Genomic DNA, 15,928 nt, shown 5'->3' with positions numbered 1-15,928 from the left:
ATCAAATATCAAATTTATGGACATTAAAGACATACAAAATCTTATCAAGTTTGTATCTAAGGCTGAAGTTTCAGAAGTGAAGTACAAAACTAAAGATTTCGAAATCACTATTAAAACTCCATTAGCTGGAAGCGATGCTGTTTATGCACAACCTGCAGTATATCACACTGCTCCGCAAGCGGTAGCTGCTCCGGCACCTGTTGCAACTCAGGCTGCTGCACCTGCTGCTGAAAAGGCTGAAGCTGCATCTGATGACAGCAAATATGTAACGATCAAATCTCCAATGATCGGTACTTTCTATAGAAAACCATCTCCTGATAAAGATGTATTTGTAAATGTAGGTGATGAAGTTTCTGCCGGTAAAGTAGTTTGCGTTATTGAAGCCATGAAACTATTCAACCAGATTGAATCTGAAATCAGCGGAAAAATTGTTAAAATTCTAGTTGACGATGCTACTCCTGTAGAGTACGACCAACCATTATTCTTAGTAGATCCATCTTAATTTAGAAGTTAGATGTTAGACATTAGATGTTAGATTAAATTCTACATTAAAATAACATTATCTAATTTTCAAATTATCTAATTTTCAAATTGAAGAAAATGTTCAAAAAAATATTAATAGCCAATCGTGGCGAAATTGCAATGCGTATTTTACGTACTTGTAAAGAAATGGGGATCAAAACCGTTGCGGTATACTCTACTGCTGATAAAGACAGTCTTCACGTAAGATTTGCTAATGAAGCGGTATGTATTGGCCCTGCAATGAGTAAAGACTCATATCTTAAAATCCCTAACATTATTGCTGCTGCGGAAATTACCAACGCCGATGCAATCCACCCGGGTTACGGATTCTTATCTGAAAATGCTAATTTCTCAAGAATCTGCCAGAAGAACGGTATCAAATTCATTGGTGCATCTCCTGAACAGATTGAAAAAATGGGAGACAAAGCAAATGCCAAGGCTACCATGAAAGCTGCCGGTGTACCATGTGTACCAGGTTCTGATGGATTAATTGAATCTTATGAGCACGCCGTAAAGATCGCTGAAGAAACAGGATATCCTGTAATGATCAAAGCTACTGCAGGTGGTGGTGGAAAAGGAATGAGAGCTGTTTGGAAAGCTGAAGACCTTAAAGACCACTGGGAATCTGCCATTCAGGAAGCTGTGGCTGCCTTTGGAAACGGAGGTATGTATATGGAAAAACTGATTGAAGAGCCAAGACATATTGAAATTCAGGTTGCCGGTGACCAATTCGGTAAAGCCTGCCACCTTTCTGAAAGAGACTGTTCTGTACAGAGAAGAAATCAGAAATTAACTGAAGAAACTCCTTCTCCTTTCATGACGGATGAGCTTCGTGAAAAAATGGGAGCTGCTGCTGTAAAAGCTGCTGAATTTATTGGATATGAAGGTGTAGGAACAATCGAATTCCTTGTAGACAAGCACAGAAATTTCTATTTCATGGAAATGAATACAAGAATCCAGGTAGAGCATCCTATTACCGAACAGGTAATTGATTATGACCTGATCAGAGAACAAATTCTTCTTGCTGCAGGAACTCCTATTTCAGGAATCAACTATTATCCTAAATTACATTCAATTGAGTGCAGAATTAACGCAGAAGATCCTTACGCAGACTTCAGACCGTCTCCGGGTAAAATCACAGGATTAAACATTCCTGGCGGACACGGAATCAGAGTAGACACTCACGTGTATTCCGGATATACAATTCCTTCCAACTATGACTCAATGATTGCCAAGCTTATCACAACGGCTCAGACCCGCGAAGAAGCTATTGCAAAAATGAGACGTGCTCTTGAAGAATTCTATATTGAAGGAGTAAAAACAACTATTCCTTTCCACAGACAGTTGATGGATAATGAAGATTATCTTTCAGGAAACTATACTACAAAATTCATGGAAGATTTTGTAATGGATAGAAAATATGATAATCACTAAAAAGAATTATCATTTATATAAAAAGGAGGCGTCTTTTCAGACGCCTCCTTCAGTTTTATACTCTATCTCGTTCTAATAAAGCAGGAAAAGCTATTTTTGTAGCATCAATTAAATAAAATCAATACAGAAGCGATGGCATCAGCAATACAAGAGAAATTAGCAGAGACCCTTCAAATTTCTATGGAGCGTGCGAGGGAATTCTTAGACATTTGCTACATCGTAACTTATGATAAAAACAAAATGATAGAACCTCAAAATGGCGTTTTTGATCGTTTAGGTTTCATTTTAAATGGCGCTGTCCGGATTTATTACATCAACGAAAAAGGCGAGGATATCAGCTACCTTTTACAGGTGAACAATGATGTTATTGGCGATTATGCGAGCTATATCACCGGAAAAAAATCAATGGCGGTTATACAGGCTCTTCTAAAAACCGAAGTTTTATATTTTAATAAAAAAGATGTCGAAATTTTAATTCAGAAAGATATTTTCTGGCTTGGGCTGGCAATACGCATATCCGATTTAGCTTTTCTGGATGCAAAACAAAGGCTGGACGATTTGTTTTTTTATACACCGGAAGAACGTTATCTCAATCTCCTGAAAAAGTCACCCGAAATTCTGAACAAAATTCCGCAGAAATATATTTCGTCCTATTTAGGAATTACGCCACAATCGCTGAGCAGAATCCGGAAGAGAATTTACTAATTCCAGAAAATTAACTTAGGTGAACGTTTTTGGTTTTTCCGACCTTTAATTTTGCCTCATAATATAAATGCAATCACAATGAAAATAGCAATTATCGGTGGCGGAATTGGTGGTTTGACAACAGCTTTAGCCTTGCAAAAAAATAATCTGGACGTTACCATTTATGAAAGTGCATCCGAAATAAAACCTGTAGGCGCCGGAATCATCATGGCTAATAATGCAATGCAGATTTTCGACAAACTTAGCATTCGCCACAAAATCGAAAAAGCAGGTCATAAAATTTCAACATTAAAATTACTGATCCACAGCTCAAAACCTTATCGGATGCACAGCTGAATACATTCGAAAGTAAATATGGAGTAAGCAATATTGCCATTCATCGTGCCGATTTACAAATGATTCTGGCTGAGGAAATTGGTTTTGAAAACATTAAACTTTCTAAACGTTTATCCAAAATCAAACAGGAAAATGGTTATCAACTCACTTTTGAAGACGGAACTATCGCTACTGCAGATGCTGTTATTGGTGCAGATGGAATTAAATCAGTAGTTCGTCATCAGATTTTAAACATTGGAAAACTGAGATCTTCCAAGCAAAAATGCTGGCGTGGCGTTATCGAATCCGATTGGACAGAAAAATATAATCATCAGGCTTATGAGGCCTGGGGAAAAGGCAGACGCTTCGGCTTCGTGAGAATTAATGATCACAAAGTTTATTGGTACGCTGTGATTAACGAGAACCTTGTTAAAAATCCCAGTAATCTTGCTGAGCTTTTTGCTGAATTTAATCCTGAAATTCCAAGAATGATTTCCGTAACACCGAAAGAAAAAATATTTGTTAACGATATTATCGATTTGGAACCGATTTATCAATGGCAAAAAGACCACGTTTGCCTGATTGGTGATGCAGCCCATGCAACCACTCCTAACATGGGGCAAGGTGCCTGCCAGGCCATTGAAGATGCATATATCCTCGGAAAGCTTTTTGGTGAAGGAAAAAATGTGGATGAAGTCTTCACTCAATACGAAAAACTGCGTATGAAAAAAGCGCATTACATTGTCAACACAAGCTTAGCCATCGGTGAAATTTCTCATTATGAAAACAGTCTGGCAGTTTGGCTCCGCAATACTTTACTAAAGGCAACACCTGGTTCTATAAATGAAAAACAAATGGAAAAAGTTTTTGATATTTCGTACCAGAGCAACTTATAAGATAAACCCGAATCAAAAAGCTGTTTAGGGAACAGCATTTAAAAATATTATAGTCCTGACAGAATGCAAATCAATATCGGAATGATTCGGTCTTAAAAAATGTAGAATTACCTTCTCAGTAAATTTCTTATTCTTAAAGATAGAATACCTGCAACTGTTTATCCGTTAAGAAAATATTTTCCATTAAGGATTCATTTTCCCTCAAAATATACTCTGATCACAGCCTTATACTCTACTCTATTTTTGTTTATGGGTCTCATTAATATTGTGTAAATTTGTTGAAAACCAAAATATATGTCAACAGCAGAACAAACAAAAAACTCACAGTATTTTATTGACCTTGAAGACAAACATGGAGCACATAATTATCACCCGCTTCCGGTAGTGCTAGACCGCGGAGAAGGTGTTTTTGTTTGGGATGTGGAGGGCAAAAGGTACTATGATTTTCTTTCAGCATATTCCGCTGTGAACCAGGGACATTCTCATCCTAAAATTGTAGGAGCCTTAGTAGAGCAGGCACAAAAACTGGCTTTAACTTCAAGAGCATTCTACAACTCCAAATTGGGAGAATACGAACAAAAGATTACTAATCTTTTTGGATTTGATAAGGTTTTACCAATGAACTCCGGGGCTGAAGCTGTGGAAACAGCTGTGAAATTAGCCAGAAAATGGAGCTATGAAGTAAAAGGAATTGCAGAAAACGCAGCAAAAATTATAGTGTGTGAAAACAATTTCCACGGAAGAACAACCACTATTGTTTCTTTCTCCAATGATCCGGATGCCAACCAGAACTACGGACCTTTTACACCAGGATTTATTAAAATCCCTTATAACGATATTGCCGCATTAGAAGAAGTTCTGGACAGAGAGGCAGGAAATATTGCTGCATTCCTGGTAGAGCCTATTCAGGGGGAAGCAGGAGTATATGTTCCGGATGAAAACTTCCTGAAAAATGCTTCTGAGCTGTGTAAAAAACACAATGTTCTTTTTATTGCTGATGAAGTTCAGACCGGTATTGCAAGAACAGGAAAACTTATTGCATGCCACCATGAGGATGTACAGCCGGATATCTTAATCTTAGGAAAAGCCCTTTCCGGAGGAATGTATCCTGTATCAGCTGTTTTAGCGAATGACAGCATCATGAGTGTTATCAAGCCGGGACAACATGGTTCTACATTCGGAGGAAACCCTATTGCCTGCGCTGTAGCCGTGGCTGCACTGGACGTAGTAGCTGAAGAAAATCTTTCTGAAAGAGCTGAAGAATTAGGGAAACTTTTCAGAGCTGAAATAGAGAAACTGATCGAACAGACAGACCTTATCACCAAAGTAAGAGGAAAAGGCCTTCTAAATGCCATCCTTATCAATGATACTCCCGAAAGTTCCACTGCCTGGAATCTTTGCTTACAATTGAAAGAAAACGGATTATTGGCAAAACCTACTCATGGTAATATCATAAGACTGGCACCGCCATTGGTAATTACCGAAGAGCAATTACTGGATTGCGTAAAGATTATTGAAAAGACTATTCTTGAGTTTAAATAAAAATGGCTCTTTCCCTTGCAATCATTACTTATAATGAAGAAGAGAACATCGTAAGACTTTTAGATTCATTAACAGATATAGTTGATGAAATCATTATTGTCGACAGTTTTTCAACAGATAAGACAAAAGAGATTTGCACTCAAAAGTATCCTCAGGTAAAATTCTTTGAGAAAAGATTTAACGGGTATGGTGAACAAAAAAACCATGCCCTCGATTTATGCTCCCATGAATGGATTCTGTTTCTGGATGCAGACGAAGTTCCTGATATAACTCTGAAAAAATCCATACAAAAGATTGTTTCTTCAGAAAGTACAGCATGCAATGTGTATAAAGCGAAATTTAATAATCATCTGGGAATTCATCTGATCAGATTCGGAGGATGGGGAAATGTATACCGTGAAAGGCTGTTCAGAAAAAAATATGCAAGGTATTCCGATGATAAAGTTCATGAATTTTTGATTACTGATCAGAAAGCCTGTCTTATGGAAGGAAAACTGGACCATTATACCTACAAAAGCATCCATCATCATGTCTCGAAAGTCAATAAATATTCTGATATGATGGCTGAGAAAATGTTTGAAAGAGGGATGAAAGTCAAAAGATTTAAGATCATTGTGAGCCCGGTATTTGAGTTTATCAAGGTCTTTATTTTCAAACTTGGTTTCCTGGATGGATTTCCCGGCTTTTATATCGCTAAAACAATGTCTTACTATACCTTTTTAAAATATATTAAGCTTCGTGAAAAAATAAGACTGTCGGAATTGAAAAAAAACGGTAAATAGTATGATCCTATACCTTATTCCTGTTGTATTGATGATATTTATCGTCGTGTATTTCCGTCTGTATCTTTTTGTATTTCCGCACAACAGACTGGTCATTCTCATGTATCACCAGGTTGAAAAAGAAAGTCATGAAGATCTTACGGTCAGCTTAAGCAATCTTGAGCAGCAGTTTTCTTATCTGAACCGTAAAAAATATATTCCGCATTTTTTTTCAGAACTTACTATTTCATCCAAAAAAAATATTGTTATCACCTTCGATGACGGATACAGAAATAATCTTGAATACCTGCCTTCTTTACTGGAAAAGTATAATCTGAAGGCTACTATTTTCATTCCAACCGGATTTATAGAAAAAGGATATAAAAATTATCCTATGATGACCTTTGATGAAATCAGAAGTCTGGATAAAAAATACTTTGAGATTGCGCTCCATAGCCATGCCCATGAAAACCTGAGAAATGCTTCTGCTGATTTTGCAGAAAAAGATCTAAAAAAAAATATGGAGGTCCTGGAAGCCGAAAACATCAGCTATTCCAAGGTTCTGGCCTATCCTTATGGTAAATATCCACAAAAAAAAGAAGATAAATCCGCTTTTTTTTCAATTTTAAAAAAATTAGGAATTGATTTTGCAGTAAGAATTGGAAATAAAGTGAATTATTATCCTACCCGGCATCCCTACGAGCTGTGTAGAATTGATATAAAAGGCAAAGATTCGATCATAAAATTCAAATTAAAACTTATCTTTGGCAGATTAAAACTATTTTAAAAAACAATATTAAGGGAAGTATTTATGTACTTCTCTATCAAACAAAGCGTTGTGATGAATATAAGTGGTTTAATCATAACATATAATGAAGAAAAAAATATACAGGATGTCCTTGAGTCTTTTGATTTTTGTGATGAAATAATAGTCGTTGACTCTTTTAGTACGGATAAAACTGTAGAAATTGCAAAGAAATTCCCGCATGTAAAAGTGATTCAGAATAAATTTGAAGACTTTACAAAGCAAAGAAATCTGGCTCTGGATGCTGCAACCAACGACTGGGTTTTATTTCTGGACGGTGATGAAAGAATTACACCGGCCCTGAAGCAGGAAATCATTGATGAGCTGAAAAAAACCGGGCAAAAGGATGCCTACTATTTTTACAGGAAATTCTTTTTTGCCCAGAAACCCATCCATTTTTCAGGAACTCAGTCTGATAAAAACTTCAGACTTTTCAGAAAATCGAAGGCCAGATATATGGCAGGGAAAAAGGTACACGAAACTCTGGAGGTGAAGGGAACCATCGGAATTTTAAAAAATAAATTACTCCATTACTCCGTTTCAGATTATGAATCCTACAAAGAAAAAATGATTCATTACGGAGTTTTAAAGGGGAAAGAACTGGCTGCAAAAGGGAAAAAGTACAGTGTTTTAGTTCAATATCTTAAAACAGCTTTTAAATTCTTTAAAGCCTATATAATGAGACTTGGCATTTTAGACGGAAAAGAAGGGTATCAGTTATCATACCTGCAATCTTTAAGTGTTTATGAAACCTATGAATCATTAAAAAAAGAGCAAAATTAGTTGAATGAAGATTTGTATCATTAGTTATGATTTTTGGGATTATGATAAGTATATTGTTGAAACATTATGCAAACGCGGTATTGATGCTCATCATATAAAGATCAGTACCGTTACTCATTCCAACTTTAATGAAAGGGCTGTAAATGCTCTCAGCAAAACTTTTTTAAATAAAAACCTTAAGACTGAAAAAAGACAGAAATACGTTCTGGATTCCCTTGAAAAATTAGGACATCAGGATCAGATTCTGGTGATGAATCCTGATACATTTGATCTTTCCACCCTTAAAAAAATCCGTAAATATACAGACCGTCTGGTTACGTATCTTTATGACAATCTTGAAAGAGTTCCTGTAGAGGACAAACTGTATCTTTTTGATAAAGTTTTTTCCTTCGATCATATTGATGTTAAAAAACACGGATTCGAAAAATTAACGAATTATATTTACCTTCCGCACTGCTCAGAAGAAACTCAACAACCTGAAATGGACCTTTTCTACATTACATCCTATGATAACAGAAGGGTTTCACTGATAAAACAACTGGCTAAAAAGCTGATCGAACAGGGGCTTAAGTTCCAGATTATGATCATCGGAAAAAAATCATGGAAGCATCAGCTCACCAATATTTTCATGACGGTACCTAAAAATCTTTTTTTGATTTTCAGCATCAAAAAGATTCCACATAATGATCTTCCAAAATATTATAAAAACTCTAAAGTTTTGCTGGACCTCATGCGTGAAGGGCAATATGGGCTAAGCTTCAGGGTTTTTGAAGCCATGGCTCTGGATAAGAAAATCATTACTGATAATGAAGCCATTAAAACCTATGACTTTTACAATCCCAATAATATTTTGATTTTAAACAAAAATATTAGTAATCTTGACAAATCTTTTTTTGAAAAGCCTTACGAGAAAATTCCGGAAGAAATCTACTACAGATACACTTTGGATAGTTGGGTGAACAAAGTTTTTGAAATAAGTGATAATGGCAATAATTTATGAAAAAAAAACTTTTATTTATCGCTCCTGGTTATTATGGGTTTAATGATGTTGTCTTTGAAGGTTTGAAAAAATATAGTGGTTATGATGTCGTACATATAAATTCAACTCTAAACTACCAATACAAAAATATTTTAGAAAAAATATATAATTTTTTTCTAAAAACATTTCTTAAAAAGAATCTCAAAAACATAAAAAAAGGTGAGCATATTCAACGTATTATTAATCTTCATGATTATGATGTATTGTTAGTAAACAGACCTGATGTATTGAGTAATGAGGATCTAAATTCTGCTCTTAATAAATCTAAAAAGTCTATTGTTCTCTTTTGGGACAGTATTCAGAAAATACCTTCTCAGGAATCATATATTCAAAAATTTGATATATGCTGCAGTTTTGATACCGATGACTGTAAAAATTATAATTTAAATTATGTGACCAATTTTTACTTTATCAAAGAAAAAAAAACAACTACAAATTTTGATGTTTGCTATTTAGCAACCTATGACAAGAGAATAGCTGAAGCCCAAATCCTTTTCGAATATTTTAATGATAACAATATTTCAGCAAAAGGAAAATTGTTTACCTATAAGTCTATTCCTATAAAAGAAAAGCTTCCTAAGAATATCCAGATCATTCATGAAATTATCCCTTTTTCAGATTCATATAAATACTATTTGGATAGTAAAATCATTCTTGATATAGCACATCCTCATCAGAAAGGATTATCATTTAGGCCATACGAAGCCATTGGTTTAAATAAAAAATTGATAACAACCAATCAGGAAATCATTACATATGATTTTTATAATCCAAAGAATATTTTTGTTATTAAAGATATTTCAAACTTTACAATCCCCAAGAGCTTTTTGTCGGAAGATTACGAACAAGCTGAGGATTGGATAAAAGAAAAGTATTATATTAAGAACTGGATAAAAACAATACTTTCATTTCATGAAAACTAAAATTTATTTTGTATGCCCCACTAATAAATTTGCGAGCGGAGGTGTGAAACAAATCTACCGACAAGTCGAAACATTAAACAAAAATGGATTCGAAGCTTATTTGTTACTGAAAAAAAAAGGGAAAAAGGAAAGCTGGTTTAATAATAATGTTCCAATAAAGGTTAACCCATATTTATTCAAGGAGCTCAAATATCTTTATAAAGGAAAAAAGATCAATTTCTTTAAAAAATTAACCTTAAGTTTTTTAAAAACCCAAAGTGTTGATATTGAAAAAGATGCCATTCTTGTTTTTCCTGAAATTTATGGCCCGAATATTCATAAACTAGCACCTGAAAATTCCAAAGTGATATTTAATCAAAATTGTTATTATACATTTGGTTACTTTTCAATCTATGAAAACTATCGAGAAACCCCTTACAGTCATTCTAAGACTCTGGCAACCATAGTAGCTTCAGAAGATGCTGAAAGATATTTAAAATATACTTTTCCCAACTCTACAGTTTTCAAAATGCGGCTGGGTATTGACAGTCAAATATTTAATTACAGTGAAACAAAAAAGAAACAAATTTGTTTTATGCCGAGAAAACTTGGTGATGATGTAACTCAGGTTATTTGTATACTAAAACAAAGAAATGCATTAAAAGGATGGGACCTCGTTGCTATAGATAATAAAACAGAGCAGGAAGTAGCAGAAATCATGAAAGAAAGTGCTATTTTTCTAAGCTTTAACCATAAGGAAGGGTTTGGGCTTCCTCCTGCTGAAGCTATGTCTTGTGGTTGCTATGTAATTGGATACTCCGGTCAGGGCGGAAAAGAATATCTAAAACCTGAGTTTTCCATGCCTGTAGAAGATGGCAATATCATCGAATTTGTGCAAAAAATAGAAGAAGCTATAAAAATATATGAGGAAAATTCACATGAAATATTAAGTAAAGGAAAACTTTCTTCTCATTTTATCTTAGAAAATTATAGCTTAAAAAATGAAATAAATGATACTGTGAATATTTGGAATAATATTAATAACTCTATAAGGTAATCACTATCCTATTTTAATTAATTCTTTCTTATCACAGTCTATTATGTAAGCAGAAATCCAAGTTTTTCATAAAAAAACCGCCTCATATTAAGGCGGTTTCTTTGTTTTAAATATCAATATTTTATTTAGTATGCGTAGAATTCAATTCCTTCATATACATATCCGGAAGGTCTCACACTTGATCTTGAATAATAGTGATCCTTACCATTCCAATATCTGTAGATAGGAACTGTATTAGGCTCCTGAGTAGCAAAAGCATTAAACTCGATTCCTTCATCTACATATCCCTGATAATACCCTGGAGTTCTTGTATAATAGTGATCTTTACCGTTCCAGTATCTGTAAATAGGAATAGTGTTCGGAGCTTTATATAAGAATGCATTAAACTCTGTACCTTCAAAAGAATATCCGCTGTAGCTTCCCGGCGTTTTGTATAGTAATGGTCTAATCCATTATAATATCTGTAAATTGGAATTGTATTAAATTCCATATACACTTTATTGTCAATCAGATATTGGTCTACATAAGCTTTAAGCTGAGCTTTTTTAGCAGCATCTTTTACTAAGTCATAAATAATAACCAATCCGTTATTTCCAAAATCTACAAGAACTGAGTTACTTGCATTGGACCTGTTCTGCCAGTTGGAAATGTTGATTTTGGGATTTGTCTGATCAAGATTCAGATCTCCCACAAGTCCTTTTGAAGGGTCTCCTCCTCTAGTTTTATAAGCTAATTTTTTAGAATAGTTCATGGATGATTCCGAAGTATTCACATCATTGGTAACATCTACATCAAAGATATCCTTCATTCCCACCTTTACACCAATTCTTGCGGCGCGGTCACGACTTTGACTTCTTGTTTCCGCCTGGAACAAAACATCCAGTTTCGCTCCAGTATAGATATCAACTGCTACGTGTGTTCCATAATCCTGTACAATCTGCTGTGGGGTCTTTGTCTGCAAATCCTGAGCAAATTCCGGAGTCAGGTAATCTCCCAGCATATCTGTAGTAGCATTGAATCTTACCCTTTTTTGTTTAATGGTAAGGTTATAGCTTCCGTAGATGTATTTTCCTTCAAACTTATTGTTGGTAGTTACTGCAGAATTGAATCCTACTGAAAGGGTTTTCTTGAACAATGGGATACCGGCAGTAGCATTGACTTTGGTGGAAACCATTTTAGAATATGATTCTGCATTTTCACCATATTCTTCAGTGTATTCCTGTGAGAATGTATTTTCGCTGATCAATCTGCTTGCCTGCTCCACTTTAAAACGATCAATGTCGATTACTTTAAAACCAGCAGCAGTAGCATTAGCATATTCACCGGCAACATTATAACCATGTCCCAGTACATCGTAAATTCCATCTCCTGCGAATTTAGCGGCTGACAAACGATTGGTTTTAGCAGAATTTTCCGGAGTTACTTCAGGATTCAGATCTTCTGAAGAACACGAACTCATAAAAAGCATCAGTAGACTACTGAAGCAAAATAAAATTTGTTTTTTCATAGGTTATTAAAAGTTTCCACAAATATAATATTCAATAACGAGTGAAAAAAGAACTAAACAATGATAAATGTCAGTGTTAAGTAAATTTAATGTTATAAAATTTAATAATTTGTTTAATTTTTAATAAAAAATCAGAATAGGGAAACTCCTACTCTGATTTCTTAATTTGTAAACTAATCAAACTTTTTATGAGCTATCAGATTACAATGTATTCAATAATACAATTCTTAATTTACGGGTGCATAAAACTCTAAATTTTCTCGAATCCAATAGCTAGATGGACCTAAATTTGGGGATGTAGAAAGATAATGATGTCCTCCATTTATTCCTCTATAATTATATACAGCAACTCTTCCTACTCCAGGCTCTTTATAAGCATAAAATGCAACCCCCATGTATATATTCCAGTAAGAACTAGGTTGCATAGAACTATTTTGAGAAAAGTAATGCTCTGTACCTGAAGTGCTTTTGTAGGAATAAATTGGAACTGTATTTGGGGCCTTATATTTAAAAGCTCTAAAGGTTGGCCCTTCATTTGTCCAATAACTAGATGGTTGTAAATTAGTCTCAAAAGAAAAATAATGGTCGCTACTTGCCTCATTCTTATAAGCATATAACAGCGAGCTGGTAAAGTCTAAAGAAACCTGATTATCAATCAAATACTGATCTACATAAGCCTTAAGCTGAGCTTTTTTGGTTGGATCTTTTACTAAATCGTAAATGCGCATCAACCCATTATTTCCAAAGTCTACTAACACAGCATTGTTTATTGTAGAACTGTTTTGCCAAGTTGAAATATTAATTTTAGGATTGGATTGATCAAGGTTCAATTCACCGATTAACCCTTTTGAAGGATCTCCTCCTCTTGTTCTATATGATAACTTTTTAGAATAGTTCATGGATGATTCTGAAGTATTCACATCATTGGTCACATTCACATCAAAGATATCCTTCATTCCTACCTTTACACCAATTCTTGCAGCACGGTCACGGCTTTCATTAGTTGTTTCTGATTGGAAAATAATATCCATTTTAGCCCCTGTATAAATGTCTACAGCAACATGGGTTCCATAATCCTGTACAATTTGTTGTGGTGTCTTAGCTTGTAAATCCTGAGCAAATTCAGGAGTTATATAATCAGCTAACATATCACTTGTTGCATTGATCCTAAGTCTTCTCTGTTTAATTAAAAGATTGTAACTCCCATAAATATACTTTGCATCGAATTTATTATTAGTCGTTACAGCAGAGTTAAATCCAACTGAAAGAGTTTTCTTAAATAGTGGAATACCAGCAGTTACATCTACTTTATTAGATATCATTTTGGAATACGATTCTGCATTTTCACCATAATCTTCTACATATTCCTGTGAAAATGTATTCTCAGTTAACAACCTGCCTGCTTGTTCAGATTTAAATCGATCAAGATCAACCACTTTAAAACCAGCAGCACTAGCATTCGCATACTCTCCAGTAGCATTATAACCGTGTCCTAAAATATCATAAACACCATCTCCTGCAAATTTCGCAGCAGATAAACGGTTAGCTTTTGCCGGGTTATCCTGAGCTGATTCATTATTCAGATCTTCCGAAGAACATGATCCCATGAAAAGCATCAGTGAAGCACCGAGACTAAATAAAATTTGTTTTTTCATTGTATTATTTTAAAATTCCCGCAAATATAAACTCCAAAATCCAGGAAAATATAAAAACACAACTGATATATGTCATCCATCAGTGATTTTATAGCGCATATAAATCTTCATGAATAAACAAAAAATCAATCTTCGGTTAGTGATTTAAAAATATAATTATGAAAATAAATTTAATATTCTTGTTAAAGACATTTTACATCAAATTCAATATTTATTACTTGACTTTAATATTCATAATACAACCAGTCACAGATTACAATCCATGAATTAAATTATTATCAGAAATATAAGAGCTTTAAAACAATATTTATCGAAATCTGTAGAAATAAATAAAAAAGTTAGATTCAAAAAAAGAATACCAGGTCATAAATCATCTCTTAAACGCATAATTTTAAGTAAATTTGCAAAAATTTAAATTGAAATGGAGAAAGTAAGAGTACGTTTTGCTCCAAGTCCTACAGGACCGTTACATTTGGGAGGCGTAAGAACCGCATTATATGATTACCTTTTTGCTAAAAATCAAGGTGGTGAGTTTGTATTGAGAATTGAAGATACAGATACTGCCAGATATGTAGAAGGAGCTGAAGAATATATTGAAGAAGCATTGGAGTGGTGTGGAATCATCCCTGATGAAAGTCCTAAGAAAGGCGGAAAATTCGCTCCTTACAGACAATCTGAAAGAAGAGATATCTATGACAGATATACTGAGCAGATCCTGAAAACAGATTATGCTTATATCGCTTTTGATACTGCAGAAGAACTGGATGCCATCCGTGCAGAATATGAAGCCAGAGGTGATGTTTTCTCCTATGATAATAAAACGAGAAACCGTTTGAGAAACAGTCTTGCTCTTTCAGAAGAAGAAGTTCAAAGATTGCTGGATGAAAAAACACCTTATGTAGTACGATTTAAGATGCCTGTTGACAGAGTATTGAACCTGGAGGATATTATTCGTGGGAAATTCTCTGTCAATACAAATACCTTAGATGATAAAGTTCTGGTAAAGAATGACGGAATGCCAACGTATCATTTTGCCAACATTATCGATGACCATGAAATGGAAATCTCACATGTCATCCGTGGAGAAGAATGGCTCCCTTCTTTGGGACTTCATACCTTATTATATGAAGCTATGCAATGGGAAGCACCACAATTTGCACACCTTTCTTTAATTTTAAAACCAGAAGGAAAAGGAAAATTAAGCAAAAGAGACGGAGATAAATTCGGATTCCCGGTATTCCCTCTTGATTTTAAAGATCCTGTTACTGGTATAATTTCTAAAGGTTACAGAGAAAACGGTTATCTTCCTGATGCCTTCATCAATATGGTAGCGCTATTGGGATGGTCTCCGGCAGATGATAAGGAAATTCTTCCTTTGGAGGAAATGATTAAGGAATTCGATCTTCATAAAGTACACAAAGCAGGAGCAAGATTCAGTAAAGAAAAAGCAGAATGGTTCAATCATCAGTATATTCAGATGAAGACTGACGAAGAACTTCTTCAGATCCTGAAAAATACAGACCTTGATCTTTCCGGTGTACCTGATGAAAAATTATTAAAGGTTATTCACCTGATGAAAGAAAGAGCAACTTTCCCTAAAGATATCTATGAAAACGGGAAATTCTTCTTTGAGGCACCAACTTCCTATGACGAAAAAGCTTCAAGAAAAGCATGGAATGATGAAACATCAGCTATTTTAGGTGAATTGGCTTCAACGTTTGAATCTGCAGACTTTACTGCGGAGCCCCTGAAACAAACCATGCATGATTTCGCTGAAAATAAAGGATTAGGCATGGGTAAAGTGATGATGCCTTTACGTCTTTCCTTAGTAGGAGAATTGAAAGGCCCGGACGTACCGGATATCCTGGAAACCCTTGGTAAAGAGGAAAGTATCTCCAGAATAAACAATGCTATAAATAATTTTAAATAGAATAACCATAATTTTTCATACATTTGAAAGATTTAATTTACTTCAAGAAATGGAATATTTAAGTTTCGAACTTCC

Annotated in this window: 15 protein-coding genes; 13 read left to right on the top strand and 2 right to left on the bottom strand. The window is 34.6% G+C overall.

Features of this window, described 5'->3' with window-relative positions; translation table 11 throughout:
* The first annotated feature begins 16 nt into the window (after nucleotides 1-16).
* The 12 genes from accB to ACE3RB_RS18240 all read left to right on the top strand — a co-directional run bounded on the left by accB (nucleotide 17) and on the right by ACE3RB_RS18240 (nucleotide 10,761).
* Entirely contained in the window at nucleotides 17-502 is a 486-nt protein-coding gene (gene accB, locus ACE3RB_RS18295; protein ID WP_332385649.1) for an acetyl-CoA carboxylase biotin carboxyl carrier protein, read from the top strand.
* A gap of 98 nt (nucleotides 503-600) precedes the next feature.
* Nucleotides 601-1,956: an acetyl-CoA carboxylase biotin carboxylase subunit gene (accC, locus tag ACE3RB_RS18290; RefSeq protein WP_374465529.1), complete on the top strand. Its 1,356-nt coding sequence runs from the start codon at nucleotides 601-603 to the stop codon at nucleotides 1,954-1,956.
* Nucleotides 1,957-2,088: 132 nt separating this feature from the next.
* A complete protein-coding gene (locus tag ACE3RB_RS18285; RefSeq protein ID WP_374465528.1) occupies nucleotides 2,089-2,661 on the top strand; it encodes a Crp/Fnr family transcriptional regulator in 573 nt (190 codons plus the stop codon).
* 78 nt (nucleotides 2,662-2,739) lie between these two features.
* The gene (locus ACE3RB_RS18280; RefSeq protein ID WP_374465527.1) at nucleotides 2,740-2,997 is read left to right on the top strand and encodes an FAD-dependent oxidoreductase; all 258 of its coding nucleotides are present in this window, start codon (nucleotides 2,740-2,742) and stop codon (nucleotides 2,995-2,997) included.
* Nucleotides 2,998-3,056: 59 nt separating this feature from the next.
* On the top strand, nucleotides 3,057-3,872 hold the full coding sequence (locus tag ACE3RB_RS18275) for an FAD-dependent monooxygenase (RefSeq protein ID WP_374465526.1): 816 nt from the start codon (nucleotides 3,057-3,059) through the stop codon (nucleotides 3,870-3,872).
* Between the two features lie 294 nt (nucleotides 3,873-4,166).
* Nucleotides 4,167-5,414 carry an ornithine--oxo-acid transaminase gene (rocD, locus tag ACE3RB_RS18270; RefSeq protein ID WP_374465525.1) on the top strand — a complete coding sequence of 416 codons (1,248 nt, stop codon included), beginning with the start codon at nucleotides 4,167-4,169 and terminating at the stop codon, nucleotides 5,412-5,414.
* A gap of 2 nt (nucleotides 5,415-5,416) precedes the next feature.
* Nucleotides 5,417-6,196, top strand: a complete 780-nt coding sequence (locus ACE3RB_RS18265) for a glycosyltransferase family 2 protein (RefSeq protein WP_374465524.1) — start codon at nucleotides 5,417-5,419, stop codon at nucleotides 6,194-6,196.
* Nucleotide 6,197: 1 nt separating this feature from the next.
* Nucleotides 6,198-6,962 (top strand): polysaccharide deacetylase family protein, encoded by a 765-nt coding sequence (locus ACE3RB_RS18260; RefSeq protein WP_374465523.1) that lies wholly within the window; start codon nucleotides 6,198-6,200, stop codon nucleotides 6,960-6,962.
* A 54-nt stretch (nucleotides 6,963-7,016) separates the two neighbouring features.
* Nucleotides 7,017-7,763 carry a glycosyltransferase family 2 protein gene (locus ACE3RB_RS18255; protein WP_374465530.1) on the top strand — a complete coding sequence of 249 codons (747 nt, stop codon included), beginning with the start codon at nucleotides 7,017-7,019 and terminating at the stop codon, nucleotides 7,761-7,763.
* A 4-nt stretch (nucleotides 7,764-7,767) separates the two neighbouring features.
* On the top strand, nucleotides 7,768-8,763 hold the full coding sequence (locus ACE3RB_RS18250) for a hypothetical protein (protein ID WP_374465522.1): 996 nt from the start codon (nucleotides 7,768-7,770) through the stop codon (nucleotides 8,761-8,763).
* Entirely contained in the window at nucleotides 8,760-9,725 is a 966-nt protein-coding gene (locus ACE3RB_RS18245; protein ID WP_374465521.1) for a lipopolysaccharide core biosynthesis protein rfaS, read from the top strand. Before ACE3RB_RS18250 ends, ACE3RB_RS18245 begins: the two co-directional genes overlap by 4 nt.
* Nucleotides 9,715-10,761, top strand: coding sequence for a glycosyltransferase (locus ACE3RB_RS18240; RefSeq protein WP_374465520.1), 1,047 nt, complete (start codon nucleotides 9,715-9,717; stop codon nucleotides 10,759-10,761). Before ACE3RB_RS18245 ends, ACE3RB_RS18240 begins: the two co-directional genes overlap by 11 nt.
* A gap of 277 nt (nucleotides 10,762-11,038) precedes the next feature.
* Here the strand turns inward: ACE3RB_RS18240 and ACE3RB_RS18235 are convergent, their stop codons facing one another.
* Both ACE3RB_RS18235 and ACE3RB_RS18230 read right to left on the bottom strand, forming a co-directional pair.
* Complete coding sequence (locus tag ACE3RB_RS18235; RefSeq protein ID WP_374465519.1) at nucleotides 11,039-12,220, bottom strand: MAC/perforin domain-containing protein; 1,182 nt, start codon at nucleotides 12,218-12,220, stop codon at nucleotides 11,039-11,041.
* A 275-nt stretch (nucleotides 12,221-12,495) separates the two neighbouring features.
* Nucleotides 12,496-13,923, bottom strand: coding sequence for an MAC/perforin domain-containing protein (locus ACE3RB_RS18230; RefSeq protein WP_374465518.1), 1,428 nt, complete (start codon nucleotides 13,921-13,923; stop codon nucleotides 12,496-12,498).
* 421 nt (nucleotides 13,924-14,344) lie between these two features.
* Here ACE3RB_RS18230 and gltX point away from each other — a divergent pair, with 421 nt between their 5' ends.
* Complete coding sequence (gltX, locus tag ACE3RB_RS18225; protein WP_374465517.1) at nucleotides 14,345-15,853, top strand: glutamate--tRNA ligase; 1,509 nt, start codon at nucleotides 14,345-14,347, stop codon at nucleotides 15,851-15,853.
* Nucleotides 15,854-15,928 lie beyond the last annotated feature (75 nt).

Source organism: Chryseobacterium sp. (assembly GCF_041914225.1).
GTDB lineage: Bacteria > Bacteroidota > Bacteroidia > Flavobacteriales > Weeksellaceae > Chryseobacterium.
The sequence above is the reverse complement of the archived record's forward strand: the minus strand, read 5'-3'. Positions and strand labels throughout refer to the sequence as shown.

Excerpts from the sequence above, each read along its gene's own strand:
- accB (WP_332385649.1), top strand. The coding sequence starts at position 17 with ATGGACATTAAAGACATACAAAATCTTATCAAGTTTGTATCTAAGGCT.
- accC (WP_374465529.1), top strand. The coding sequence starts at position 601 with ATGTTCAAAAAAATATTAATAGCCAATCGTGGCGAAATTGCAATGCGT.
- ACE3RB_RS18285 (WP_374465528.1), top strand. The coding sequence starts at position 2,089 with ATGGCATCAGCAATACAAGAGAAATTAGCAGAGACCCTTCAAATTTCT.
- ACE3RB_RS18280 (WP_374465527.1), top strand. The coding sequence starts at position 2,740 with ATGAAAATAGCAATTATCGGTGGCGGAATTGGTGGTTTGACAACAGCT.
- ACE3RB_RS18275 (WP_374465526.1), top strand. The coding sequence starts at position 3,057 with ATGATTCTGGCTGAGGAAATTGGTTTTGAAAACATTAAACTTTCTAAA.
- rocD (WP_374465525.1), top strand. The coding sequence starts at position 4,167 with ATGTCAACAGCAGAACAAACAAAAAACTCACAGTATTTTATTGACCTT.
- ACE3RB_RS18265 (WP_374465524.1), top strand. The coding sequence starts at position 5,417 with ATGGCTCTTTCCCTTGCAATCATTACTTATAATGAAGAAGAGAACATC.
- ACE3RB_RS18260 (WP_374465523.1), top strand. The coding sequence starts at position 6,198 with ATGATCCTATACCTTATTCCTGTTGTATTGATGATATTTATCGTCGTG.
- ACE3RB_RS18255 (WP_374465530.1), top strand. The coding sequence starts at position 7,017 with ATGAATATAAGTGGTTTAATCATAACATATAATGAAGAAAAAAATATA.
- ACE3RB_RS18250 (WP_374465522.1), top strand. The coding sequence starts at position 7,768 with ATGAAGATTTGTATCATTAGTTATGATTTTTGGGATTATGATAAGTAT.
- ACE3RB_RS18245 (WP_374465521.1), top strand. The coding sequence starts at position 8,760 with ATGAAAAAAAAACTTTTATTTATCGCTCCTGGTTATTATGGGTTTAAT.
- ACE3RB_RS18240 (WP_374465520.1), top strand. The coding sequence starts at position 9,715 with ATGAAAACTAAAATTTATTTTGTATGCCCCACTAATAAATTTGCGAGC.
- ACE3RB_RS18235 (WP_374465519.1), bottom strand. The coding sequence starts at position 12,220 with ATGAGTTCGTGTTCTTCAGAAGATCTGAATCCTGAAGTAACTCCGGAA.
- ACE3RB_RS18230 (WP_374465518.1), bottom strand. The coding sequence starts at position 13,923 with ATGAAAAAACAAATTTTATTTAGTCTCGGTGCTTCACTGATGCTTTTC.
- gltX (WP_374465517.1), top strand. The coding sequence starts at position 14,345 with ATGGAGAAAGTAAGAGTACGTTTTGCTCCAAGTCCTACAGGACCGTTA.